General features: G+C 66.7%; 11 protein-coding genes. 4 read left to right on the forward strand and 7 right to left on the reverse strand.

The window, feature by feature from the left end; genetic code table 11:
• The first annotated feature begins 228 nt into the window (after positions 1 to 228).
• Positions 229 to 801, forward strand: coding sequence for a GNAT family N-acetyltransferase (locus AC1DKD_RS32950; RefSeq protein ID WP_441635923.1), 573 nt, complete (start codon positions 229 to 231; stop codon positions 799 to 801).
• Between the two features lie 67 nt (positions 802 to 868).
• Here the strand turns inward: AC1DKD_RS32950 and AC1DKD_RS32955 are convergent, their stop codons facing one another.
• Positions 869 to 2,452 carry an ABC transporter substrate-binding protein gene (locus AC1DKD_RS32955; protein WP_477144197.1) on the reverse strand — a complete coding sequence of 528 codons (1,584 nt, stop codon included), beginning with the start codon at positions 2,450 to 2,452 and terminating at the stop codon, positions 869 to 871.
• Between AC1DKD_RS32955 and AC1DKD_RS32960 the strand changes: the two genes are divergently transcribed.
• Together AC1DKD_RS32960 and AC1DKD_RS32965 are read left to right on the forward strand one after the other, a co-directional pair.
• Positions 2,442 to 2,684: a hypothetical protein gene (locus AC1DKD_RS32960; RefSeq protein WP_441635927.1), complete on the forward strand. Its 243-nt coding sequence runs from the start codon at positions 2,442 to 2,444 to the stop codon at positions 2,682 to 2,684. The two genes, AC1DKD_RS32955 and AC1DKD_RS32960, sit on opposite strands and share 11 nt — an antisense overlap.
• A 55-nt stretch (positions 2,685 to 2,739) precedes the next feature.
• Positions 2,740 to 3,363 (forward strand): glutathione S-transferase family protein, encoded by a 624-nt coding sequence (locus AC1DKD_RS32965; RefSeq protein ID WP_441635929.1) that lies wholly within the window; start codon positions 2,740 to 2,742, stop codon positions 3,361 to 3,363.
• A 45-nt stretch (positions 3,364 to 3,408) separates the two neighbouring features.
• Here AC1DKD_RS32965 and AC1DKD_RS32970 read toward each other — a convergent pair whose 3' ends face one another.
• From AC1DKD_RS32970 to AC1DKD_RS32995, 6 genes are all read right to left on the reverse strand, one after another.
• Positions 3,409 to 5,577: a TonB-dependent receptor gene (locus tag AC1DKD_RS32970; RefSeq protein ID WP_477103454.1), complete on the reverse strand. Its 2,169-nt coding sequence runs from the start codon at positions 5,575 to 5,577 to the stop codon at positions 3,409 to 3,411.
• A 167-nt stretch (positions 5,578 to 5,744) separates the two neighbouring features.
• On the reverse strand, positions 5,745 to 6,212 hold the full coding sequence (locus tag AC1DKD_RS32975) for a hypothetical protein (RefSeq protein ID WP_441635933.1): 468 nt from the start codon (positions 6,210 to 6,212) through the stop codon (positions 5,745 to 5,747).
• Positions 6,202 to 7,515 (reverse strand): zinc metallochaperone GTPase ZigA, encoded by a 1,314-nt coding sequence (gene zigA, locus AC1DKD_RS32980; protein ID WP_441635935.1) that lies wholly within the window; start codon positions 7,513 to 7,515, stop codon positions 6,202 to 6,204. The genes AC1DKD_RS32975 and zigA overlap by 11 nt, the downstream gene beginning before the upstream one ends.
• A 252-nt stretch (positions 7,516 to 7,767) precedes the next feature.
• Positions 7,768 to 8,187 carry an RNA polymerase-binding protein DksA gene (gene dksA, locus AC1DKD_RS32985; RefSeq protein WP_035874393.1) on the reverse strand — a complete coding sequence of 140 codons (420 nt, stop codon included), beginning with the start codon at positions 8,185 to 8,187 and terminating at the stop codon, positions 7,768 to 7,770.
• Between the two features lie 574 nt (positions 8,188 to 8,761).
• Entirely contained in the window at positions 8,762 to 9,844 is a 1,083-nt protein-coding gene (locus AC1DKD_RS32990) for a CobW family GTP-binding protein (protein WP_441635939.1), read from the reverse strand.
• A gap of 102 nt (positions 9,845 to 9,946) precedes the next feature.
• On the reverse strand, positions 9,947 to 10,423 hold the full coding sequence (locus AC1DKD_RS32995; RefSeq protein ID WP_276286661.1) for a Fur family transcriptional regulator: 477 nt from the start codon (positions 10,421 to 10,423) through the stop codon (positions 9,947 to 9,949).
• Positions 10,424 to 10,653: 230 nt separating this feature from the next.
• On the opposite strand from AC1DKD_RS32995, the gene AC1DKD_RS33000 reads away from it, so the two are divergent.
• Entirely contained in the window at positions 10,654 to 11,553 is a 900-nt protein-coding gene (locus tag AC1DKD_RS33000) for an alpha/beta fold hydrolase (protein ID WP_441635942.1), read from the forward strand.
• Positions 11,554 to 11,700 lie beyond the last annotated feature (147 nt).

Raw genomic sequence — 11,700 nt, forward strand, 5'->3', positions numbered from 1 at the left:
CCGCGCATCAGTCCGGCAAGGTGATGGCCGCACTCAGCCGCAACCCCCGACTGCGCCATGCCGACATGGCACTGCTGCATGCGCGCGTGCAGGCCCGGTTGCTGATCGCCGAAGCCAGGAAGGCGCGATGAGCGGCGGGTTGCTACACTGACTGGCAGGGAGCGCCCGATGCACCGCCGGGAGTGGGTGCCGGCAACTCCTCCGCTGACCTAGTCGCAAGGACGCATCATGCAATCCCTCCACGGCCAAGGCTTTCTGCTTCGTCCCTTTCGCTATACCGACGTGCCGCAGTTCGTGGCGGCCGTGCACGAATCGCTCGACACGGTGGGCAAGTGGCTGCCGTGGTGCCACGCGGGCTACACCGTGCGCGATGCGGAGAACTGGGTCGACATGTGCACCGAGAACATGGGCATCGGCGAGGCCTACGATGTCGGCGTGTTCGCGCCGGACGGCAGGGAGTTGTACGGGGGCGTCTCCATCAACCAGATCAACCGGGACTACAACTTCGCCAACCTGGGCTACTGGATCCGCCAGAGCCGGCAGCGGCAGGGACTGGGCGCGCGCGCGGCGGAACTGATGGCCTGCTATGGATTCCACCGGCTCGGGCTGACGCGGCTGGAGGTGGTCGCCGCGGAGCACAACGTGGCCAGCCGCGCCGTGGCCGGGAGGATCGGCGCGCAGTTCGAATGCATCGCGCGCAACCGGCTGGTGCTGCACGGCGTGCCGTGCGCGGCGGCGATGTATTCGCTGGTGCCGCCGTGGTACCGCAATGCCGGCCCGGCCGCGGGCAAGGAGACATGAAACGAAGGGAAGCTGTCTGTGCCAGGCCATCGAATACGAGATCGGCCAGCTCGACAGCTTGCGCCCGTCAACCCTTGGTGATGGCAAACGCGTAGGTGCGCTCATCCTGCCGCGGCGTTACCTTGTATCCCTTCTTCGCCGCCCAGACATTGATCTGGAAATAGAGCGGAATCACGCCATAGTCCTTGATCCCGATTTCCGTGGCCTCCTGCAGCAGCTTCTCGCGGGCACGATCGTCGATAGTGGTCAGCGCGGTGGTCAGCTTGGCGTCCAGCGCCGGGTTGCTGTAGCGCCCGCGGTTGGATGCGCCCCAGCCCTTGGCCGGGTCATAGGTTGCCAGCAGCGACTTCAGCGACGATCCCGCTTCACCGGTATCCGCACCCCATCCGGCCAGCAAGAAGGAAAACTCCAGCTTGTTGGCGCGCGTGAAGAAGGTGGCGGACGGCATGGCCTCCACCTTTGCCTGGATGCCGATGCGCGACAGCATGGAGGCGATGGCCTGCGCGACCTGTTCGTCGTTGACGTAGCGGTTGTTGGGCGCATGCAGCGTGAGCTGGAAGCCGTCCGGGTAGCCGGCTTCGGCCAGCAGCTTCCTGGCGCCAGCCGCATCGAAGGTATCGGGCCTGAGGCCCGGCACATAGCCGAAGAGCGTGGCGTTGACCAGCTGGCCAGTGGGTTCGGCGGCGCCTTCCATCACGCGGTCGACGATGGCCTGGCGGGAGATGGCGTGCGAGATCGCGGCGCGTACGCGCGGGTCTTTCAGCGGGTTCTTCGCCAGCGGCTTGCCGGCCTTGTCGGTGACGAAGGGGGTGACATCGCGATTGGTGTCGAGGTGCAGGTACATCATGCGGAAGGTGGACACCTTGAACACGCTCACGCCGGGATCGGCCGAGAGCTTGCGGATATCCGACGTGGGCACGTTCTCGATGACCTGCACGTCGCCGGCAAGCAATGCTGCGACGCGCGGCGCATCGTTGGTGAGGATGCGCAGCGAGACCGTGTCCCACTCCGGCTTGTTGCCCCAGTAGGCTTCGTTGCGGGTCAGTTCCACGCGGTCGCCCTTGCGGAAGCTGGCGAACTTGTAGGGGCCGGTGCCCACCATCGCGCGGCCGCTGTTGAAGTCTTCGCTGGTGGCGTTCTCGGCGACCTTCTTCGACACCATGTAGATGGTGGACAGGTCATTGGGCACCAGCGGGTAGGGGCCGTGGGTGGTGATGCGCACGGTCAGCTTGTCGACCGCGACGATGTCCTTGAAGCCCTTGGTGTAGATGGTGTATGGCGAGGGGCTGTTCTTGACCGTGGCGGGGCGGTTCAGCGAGTAGACCACATCGGCCGAGGTGAACTCGCTGCCGTCGTGGAACTTCACGCCGGGGCGCAGCTTGATCTCCCAGGTGGTGTCGTCGACCGGCTTCCACGATAGCGCCAGCGCCGRCTTGAAGCGCATCTTCTCGTCCTTGGCAATCAGGGCTTCGAACATATGCTCGGCCACGTTCGCGTTGGGCGTGACGTTGTGATAATGCGGATCCAGCGAGGTGATGTCCCCGGACAGGCCGATGGTGAGGCCCGCGGCAAAAACGGTCGGGGAGAGGGCGGCGCAGGCAAGGCTCGTGGCAAGCGCTGCGGCGCCGAGGGCGCGGCGGATGATGGTCATCGATGAGTCCCTGGTCGGCGTGATGCGCAAGATGCGCAAGATGCTGTGCAGGGATTGTCGGGAGTCGCAGACATCCATGTCAAGGCGGGCAGACCCGCAGCGCCGGATGCACCGGCACGATGCGGCCATGCACAGCCGGCGTGCCGTTTTGCCGCGTGTTTTCCCTGCTGTGTGGCACGAACGGGCGGAGTGGCTCGCCGTGAAACAGCGCAACTGTTCCTGTGCGGCCTGACAGTCGCGCCGTATAGTGGACGCCGCATCCACTCCGCCAGCGGCGCCGCCCATCCATGCTGAAAATTCTCGGAAAAGCCTCCTCCATCAATGTCCGCAAAGTGCTCTGGTGCTGCGACGAACTCGGCTTGCCGTTCGTGCGCGAGGACTGGGGTTCAGGCTATCGCGCGACGGATAGCGCGGAATTCCTCGTGCTGAATCCGAACGCCATGGTGCCGGTGATCGACGACGATGGCTTCGTGCTGTGGGAGTCGAACTCCATCATCCGCTACCTGGCGTCGCGCTACGGCGATGGCACCCTTTACCCAGGCACCGCGCGGGAGCGCGCCCGGGTGGATCAATGGATGGACTGGCAGGCGACGGAGCTGAACAATGCGTGGCGCTACGCTTTCATGGCGCTGGTTCGGCAATCGCCGTTGCACCGGGACGAGCGGGAGATCGCCGTCTCCGTCGCCAGTTGGTCAAGGCATATCGGCATCCTGGAGCGGCAGCTTGCAGACACCGGCGCCTATGTCGCCGGCGAGCGCTTCACGCTCGCGGACATCCCGATCGGCTTGTCGGTGAACCGCTGGTATGCCACGCCGCTGGCGCACCCCGCCTTCCCCGCGGTGGCGGCCTACTTCGAGCGGCTCGGCGCGCGCGAAGGATTCGCGCGGCACGGCCGCAACGGGATTGCCTGAGGCCCGGAGCGGGGGCTGCACCCCCGTTCGCGCCCCGGGCCGTGCTCAGAACGTCGTGCGCACGCCCAGCTTGACGCTACGCCCCGGCAGCGGCGCAATGTCGCGCAGGATCGAGGTGGCCATGCGCGCATCCTGGTTGGTCAGGTTATCGCCGCGCAGGTAGACCAGGGTCTGGGAGCCCGCCACCTTGAACTTGTAGGTGATGGACACGCCGAGCAGGGTGTAGGCATCGGTGGGCGTGTCATTGGCCGGCACACGGGTTTGCCGGGCCGCGTAGGTCACGTCGGCGCGCGCGCCCCAGGGGCCGGCGCCATAGACCAGGGAGCCGCCCAGGCGCAGCGGCGCCAGCCGCGGCAGCGGCTGGCCGGTGCTGCGGTTCTCGCCGCGCACGTAATCGGCGCGGGTTTCCAGGTCGAGGGTGTCGCTGCCGGTCAGCAGCTTCTGCGCCACGCGCGCCTTGCCTTCGGCCTCGAAGCCATACATCGTGGCCGGCACGCCCATGTACTGCATCACAGGCAGCGCGCCGGCGCTGCCTGGGGTCACGAAATCGCCTTCCGCGTCGCGTGCCGTGCCGGTGTTGGTGAGTGCCAGGTAGTTCGAGAACCGGCTGTAGTAGCCGGAGATGCCGGCGCTGTGCGGACCGGACTTGAAGCGCACGCCCAGGTCCAGCGAGGTGGCGCGCTCCTTGGCGGCGTTGGGGTCGCCTTGCTCCCATGAGCCGGTGGCCAGGTGGGGGCCATTGGCGTACAGCTCGTAGAAGGTGGGAGCGCGCTCCGTGTAGGCCAGATTGCTGGTCAGCGACCAGGCCGGCGCCAGCTTGTAGAGCAGGCCGGCCGAGGCGCTGCCGGCGTTGAAGCTGCGGCTGGCGTCGGCGAAGCGGTCGTTGCCGTTGGCGTAAGACTTCAGGCTGGTGTGGTCCATGCGGCCGCCCAGGTTGAGCTTGAGGTCGCCGTCGGCGGTCAGCGGCATTTCCTCGAAGACGAACAGCGCGGCATTGTCGGTATCGGTGGTCGGCACGAAGGCCTCCTCGCCGAGCGCCGAGAAGCGGGTCGAACCGAACTGGGTGCCGATCACGCCCGTCATGTTGCCGATACGCGCGTGCTTGGCCTCGAAGCGCGCATCCCAGCCATTGTTCTTGAAGATGGTGCCGGTCTGGCCCCCCTCGATTTCCTTGTGCTCGTAGTCGGTATAGCTGAACTTGCCCTTGACCGATTCGATAAAGCCGCCGGTATTGGCCGTCAGGTTGCGAGCCTCGCCCTCCAGCGCGAAACGTTGCTGGTGCATCTGGAGGCGTACGTCGCTCTCGGCCGGCGTGCCGTATGCGTTGTGGTACTCGCTGTAGTTGGCGCCGACGAAGCCGTCGGCCCAGGTGTAGGAGCCGCCCAGCGAGCCGCCTTGCTGCTGCGAACTGGTGTTGGGCAGGCGGCCGTAGGCTTCGCTTTCGCCGTCCGGAAGCGGCTGGCTGTTGCGCAGGGCGGCGCTGCGGGCGTAGCCGGGAATGTGCAGGTCGCTGGTCTTGCGCACGAAGGCATCGGCGTGGATGGCGATCTGGCCGTTGCCGGCCTCGATCAGGCCACTGGAGTTGCGCGCGACGTCGCCGCCGGCGGTGGCGCTGGCTTCGACCGCGCCGCCGATGCCCTCGATCGGCTCCTTGGGAATGCGGTTGTCGATGACGTTGACCACGCCGCCGATGGCGTTGCCGCCGTACATCAGCGCGGCCGGGCCGCGCACCACCTCGATGCGCTCGGCCACCAGCGGGTCGAGCGCCACGGCGTGGTCGTTGGACAGCGTGGAAGCGTCGATGGTGCTGCCGCCGTTCTGCAGCACCTTGATGCGGTCGCCGTCCAGGCCACGAATGATCGGGCGGCTGGCATTGGGGCCGAAGTAGCTGGAGGACACGCCCGGCAGCTTGTCCAGGGTGTCGCCCAGCGTGCTGCCCTGGCGCACGGTGAGGGCATCGCCGCCGAGGGAGGAGACCGGCGCCACCAGGTCGGTGAGCTCGCTGCCCAGCGGGTTGGCGGTGACGACCACCTCGCGCAGGGTGGCCGAGGGCGCCGGCGTTGCCTCGCTGGCGGGGGCGGCGGCAGGTGCCGGAGCGGCGGGAGCGCCTTGCGCGAAGGCGCCGGTGGAAACGGAGGCGGAGGCGATCAGGGCCGCAATGGCGGCGAGCGGCGTGCGCCGCACGCGGTGTTCTTGTTGGAGGCGGAAAGACATGGCTCGCGGTGTTCTTGGATGCTATCGAACGCTGGGCGCTGGCATGCGAGCGCCGGCCATGCACCGCCCGGCGCGAAATGCGCTGGGCGGCGGCGGGCAGGGCGGTTCGGAAGCGTGGCGCGTTGCGTCAGGCGGCGAGCAGCGGCAGGGTGGCCGCCGCCCGGGGTTCAGGCTTGAGCGTGAACGGCCGGAGGTGCGCGCGAGCGGAAAGGCTGGGGATGCCGCAGGTCAGGCCGGCGCCAGCCGACGCTGAACGGAACCGGCGATTGCAGGTGCGTGAGCGCCGGCATGACCGGCGTGCCGCAATGGCTGGCGGCCACTGTGGCGCCATCGAACAAGACGCAGAAGTGCCCCGCCAGCTTCAGCGAGAAGGGCTGGCCGGGGTCGGCGGCCTGGATCGCGTCGGTGCCGGAGGCCGTGACGGCGGCTCCGTCGTGGCCAGCGTCAAACTCGCCGTTACTGGTGTTCGCCTGCTGTGGCGGGCTGAGCAGCCCGCCGTGATGGATGCGGTGCGTCAGGCCGGCATGCTGGGCCAGCAAGAGGCACAGCGCCAGCCATAGCGCCGGCCACAGGCCGAGGCCGCGGGCGCGGCGGCGCTGCAGGCGTTGCCAGAGCGGCGGGGGGTTAGTGTCCATGCCCGCCGTGAACGTGCATGTGGTGATGACCGTGGTCATCGCAACCGCAGTCCTCACCATGCTCGTGATCGTCGCCCTCGCCCTCCAGGCCGTCATCCCAGCTCGGGAACGGGTCGGCATACTGCGCCCAGGCGTCGGGGCCGTCCGCCATTTCGGCATCGGTCAGCAGGCAGGCATCGAGCAGGGCCTCGAGCGCGGGGCGGTCCAGATCCTGGCCGATCAGCACCAGTTCCTGCCGGCGATCGCCATAAGGGCCGGGTTTGCCGTCCACCGTCATGTCGGCTAGCAGTTCGGCGCGGCCTGCTTCGTCCTCCGGCCATTCGGCCGGGTCCAGCGCGGCCCACCAGGCGCCGGCGCCGCCGTGGCGGCATACGCCGCCGGCCTGGCCCCAGGTGCCGGCCGCGTGCATGCGCGTGGCCAGCCAGAAGAAGCCCTTGGAGCGCAGCACTGTGCCATGCTCGCGCAGCCACTCGGTATGGATCAGGTCGGCAAAGCGCTGCGGATGGAAGGGGCGGCGGCGGCGGTAGACAAAGCTGCCGATGCCGTAGGCTTCGCTCTCCGGCACGTGCTCGCCGCGCAGTTCGGCCAGCCAGCCCGGTGCCGCGGCGGCGGCATCGAAGTCGAAGCGGCCAGTGTCGAGAATGCTGTCCAGCGGCACTTCGCCGAAGCTCGCCGGTACGATGCTGGCGCGCGGGTTGAGCGAATGCAGGATGCCGGCGAGGCGCTCGCGCTCGGTCTCGCTGACGAGGTCGAGCTTGTTGAGCACGATCACGTCGCAGAACTCGACCTGCTCGATCAGCAGGTCGACCACCGTGCGGTCGTCGTCCTCGTCGCGGGCCTGGCCACGGTCCTGGAGAAAATCGGCTTCGTTGAAATCCTGCAGGAAGTGGGCGGCATCGACCACCGTCACCATGGTGTCGAGGCGGGCGATGCTGTCCAGCGCCACGCCGTGCTCGTCCTCGAAGGTGAAGGTTTCGGCGATGGGCAGCGGCTCGGCCACGCCCGTCGACTCCACCAGCAGGTAATCGAAGCGGCCCTCGCGCGCCAGGTTGCCGATCTCGGTCAGCAAGTCCTCGCGCAGCGTGCAGCAGATGCAGCCGTTGGTCAGTTCGATCAGGCGCTCGCCGGCCTGCGCCAGCATGCCGTCGCCAAGCAGCCGGGCATCGATGTTGACATCGGCCAGGTCGTTGACGATCACGGCCACCCGCTTGCCTTCGCGGTTGGCCAGTACATGATTGAGCAGGGTAGTCTTGCCGGCACCGAGGAATCCGGACAGCACGGTGACGGGCAGGCGATCGGCCATGGCATCTAGGCGCGCCGGGGCAGGGCGGCACGCGTTATTGCAACAAAGTTGCGACTGTATCAGAAAGCGGTCGGGAAAGCAGGCAATTCAAGGCGCGTTGGCCGCAAGAATCCCGCCGTTCCTAATGATAGGCCCGTGACTGTGACACCACAAAGGCGAAAGACGAAAGGGCGCCGTGCCCGGCCAGTGGCATGTGCCCAAGCAAAACGGCCCGGAGAACCGGGCCGTCGGGCAGCGCGGGCAGGCCGCGGATCAGTCGCCGAACAGCTTCTGGCGCAGTTCGCGGCGCTGCTGGGCTTCCAGCGAGAGCGTGGCGGTGGGGCGCGCCAGCAGGCGTGGCACGCCGATCGGCTCGCCGGTTTCCTCGCACCAGCCGTAGTCGCCGGATTCGATGCGGGCCAGCGATTGCTCCACCTTCTTGAGCAACTTGCGCTCGCGGTCGCGCGTGCGCAGTTCCAGCGCATGCTCTTCCTCGATGGTGGCGCGGTCGGCCGGATCCGGCACGATGACCGTTTCGCGCAGATGCTCGGTGGTCTGATCGGCGTTCTTCAGGATATCGTCGCGCAGCTGCTCAAGGCGATGTTTGAAGAAGGCGAGTTGCGCCTCGTTCATGTAATCCTTGTCGCCCATCTTCAGGATTTCAGCTTCAGTCAGAAGTTTATTGCTGCTCATGGTTGCTGCTGATTCTCTTGTTGGTGCGACCGGCGGCGTCTTGGTCCGCTCGGGTGCAGTGTCCGGCCGCTTGCGCGGTGCGGACGTTTCGCTCTGGCTGGCTGCAGTCTTGCTGCTTTGCGTGCCTCCCTTGGCCTCGCCCGCACCGGCGTGCGCCGTACTGCCGCGGGGAGCAGGCGCAGCCTCCATGGACTGCGCCTTCAGCGTCTCGGCCGCAGCGCTGCTGCTTTTGCTGCGGCTTTCTTTCGTTTTCGTTGCGGCTACCATGGGACACCTCTCTCTCGCGTCGATCGATGACGGCGCGTGACGGGTGCCCCAAGCGGAGGGCGGTCTCCGCATCAAGCACTGCGACCGCACCTGCCGGCAGCCCGCCTCATGCTGACGACGACCGCCGCCCTGCATTGCGGGCGCCATGACCAAAAGACAAAAGGCTACGTTACCCGCACTAAATCCAGCCTATTGTACTTGAACAAAAAATTTGGAGATATGGGAGAAAAGCGGGGAGTTTTCCCTGATATCCCCGCCTCCCTCCGGTGGAGGGGGGCGCCAGGGCGGGCTGCGGGGTCCGGCGGGCTCAGGCCAGGCAGGTGGCCAGGCCCTTCAGGATGGCGTCCTTGGGCAGGTCCACGCCAATGAAGACCATTTTGGTGCCGGGGGTTTCATCGCCCCATTTGGCGCCGATATCGCTGCCCATCAACTGGTGCACGCCCTGGAAGACCACTTTCCGGTCCACCGCGTCCATATAGAGCACGCCCTTGTAGCGCAGCAGTTTTTCCCCGTAGACCGACAGGATGCCGGACAGGAATTCCTCCAGCTTGCCGTAGTTGAAGGGTTTTTCGCTACGGAAGACGAAAGAGCCGATGCGATCGGTGTGATGGTGATGGTGGTGGTGGTCGTGCTTGTGGCCGTGATCGTGGTGGTCATGGCCGCAGTTGTCGCCGCAATGCTCGCCGTGGGCGTGCTCGTGCCCATGGTCGTGATCGTGCTCTTCGGCCTCGGCGCGCAGGAAATCCGGGTCGATTTCCAGTTTTTCGTTCAGGTTGAAGCCGCGCAGGTCGAAAATGGTGTCGATCGGCGCTTCGCCGAAATGCGCCGTGCGCACGGGCGCGCGCGGGTTCATGTGCAGCAGGCGGTGGCGCAGGTCGCCGATGTCGTCTTCCGCCACCAGGTCCGCCTTGGTGATGAAGATGGCGTCGGCAAAGCCGACCTGGCGCTGCGCCTCTTCCTGTTTGTCGAGTTGCTGGTTGGCGTGCTTGGCGTCCACCAGGGTGATCACGGCGTCGAGCAGGTAGCGCTGGGCGATCTCGTCGTCCATGAAGAACGTCTGGGCCACCGGGCCGGGGTTGGCCACGCCGGTGGTTTCGATCACTACCCGGTCGAAATCGATCTCGCCCGCATCGCGCCGGGTCATCAGTTGCGACAGCGCCGCCACCAGGTCGCCGCGGATGGTGCAGCAGATGCAGCCGTTGCTCATCTGCACGATCTGCTCGCGGCCATCCTGCACCAGGATCTCATTGTCGATGTTTTCTTCGCCGAACTCGTTTTCGATCACGGCGATCTTCATGCCGTGCTGCTCATTCAGGATGCGCTTGAGCAGGGTGGTCTTGCCGCTGCCGAGGAAGCCGGTCAGGATGGTGACCGGGGTCAGTTTGGACATTGTTTTCTCCGGGAAGGGATGCCGCTTGGCCTGTCGTGTGCGCGGGCAAGTGTGGCCAGGATAACTTCGTTCTTGTGTGGGGCGGGCAAGCAGCCCCCTCGCTCAGCCTTGCCGGCCATGGGTGCGTGCGCCGCATTCGGCGCAAACGCCGTTGACGGTGAGTTCCACGTGCTCCACGGCAAAGCCGCTGGGCACCTTGGGCGCGGCCTGTGCCGGCGCGCTGACGCCGTCCAGGCAGAAGGTGCGGTCGCAGCGGTTGCAGTGGAAATGGCTGTGCTGCCGGTGCACTTGCGCGCGGGCTGCCTCGTGCTCGACCAGGCTGAAGCGGAATACGCGGTCGTGGCCGGCCCGCTTCTGGGCCAGTCCCTGCTCGACCAGCCAGTCGAGCACGCGGTAGACGGTAACGCGGTCGATCGCTTCGCCGTCGGCCGGCATGCGATCGATCACGGCCTGGTGGGTCAGCGGCTCATGGCTTTCCATCAGGCAGGCCAGGATGCCAAGGCGCGGCTGGGTCACACGGGCGCCCAGCTCGCGCAGGCGCTCGTGGGCGGCGTCCAGGGTGCCCGGCGCGGGTGTCATGGCGGAGGAAGGCATGTCCTGGGTAGGGGAGGGGCTGCTGCTCATGGACCGATTTAACCATAGCGTCCCAGGTGATGCAATTCAGTTGCGTCAACTCGGTGCTGCTTGATGCCTTTGCCGCCGCCCGCCTGCTTTGCGTCTATCATCGCCAGCAGGCGGCACGCGAGGCGCAAGGGCAAGCATGGGCGCCGCAGACCGGCCGCAGTTCCGGAGAATCCGAGGAGACCCGAATGCAGAACGATGCCAGCGCCCTGCTGTTTCCCAATTTCGAGCCTTTCCGCATGCAGCTCGGCGAGGTCGCCATCGCCGGCGTGCGGGGCGGCTCGGGCCCACCCCTGCTGCTGCTGCACGGGCATCCGCAGAGCCACCTGATCTGGCACAAGGTGGCGCCGGCGCTGGCCGACCGTTTCACCGTCATTGCCACCGACCTGCGCGGCTATGGCAACAGCAGTGCGCCGCCGGGCAACACCGGCCACGAGAACTACAGCAAGCGCGCGATGGCACAGGACCAGGTGGAGGTGATGGCGCGCCTGGGCTTTAACGCCTTCGCGCTATGCGCCCATGACCGCGGCGCCCGCGTGGCGCACCGCTTGTGCGTGGACCACCCCGGCCGGATTTCGCGCGCCATGCTGCTCGACATCGCCCCTACGCTGGCCATGTACGAACGCACCAGCATGGCGTTTGCCGCCGCCTATTGGCACTGGTTCTTCCTGATCCAGCCGGCGCCGTTCCCGGAGACGCTGATCAATGCCGAGCCGGAGTTCTACCTTAACAAGCTGATGGGCCTGCGCCACGCCGGCCTGAGTCCCTTCGTGCCTGACGCGATGGCCGCCTACACAGCCGCCATGCGCGATCCGGCCCATGTGCACGCCATGTGCGAGGACTACCGTGCGGCCGCCACCATCGACCAGGATCACGACCGCGCCGACCGCGCGGATGGCCGCCAGATCGATTGCCCGCTGCGCGTGCTGTGGGGCGAGCACGGCGTGGTGGCGCGCTGCTTCGAGCCGCTGTCGCTGTGGCAGGAGGTGGCGAGCGATGTCAGCGGCCGCGCGGTCCCGTGCGGGCACTACATTCCCGAGGAAGCGCCCGGGGTGCTGCAGGAGGAAATGCTCGCCTTCTTCTGTTGAGCCTCTGTTGAGCCAGCTCAAGACTTGTCTGTAGCGCATTGAATACATTTGGTGTGTCGCGGCGAAGAAATGTCTTAGCGGGTATTTCCGGATATTTGCCATTTTTCGACATTGATAGCATTGCGCTCCGGTCGCGCGGCCCAAGCC

The sequence above is a fragment of the Cupriavidus sp. 05T313 genome (genome assembly GCF_056396665.1).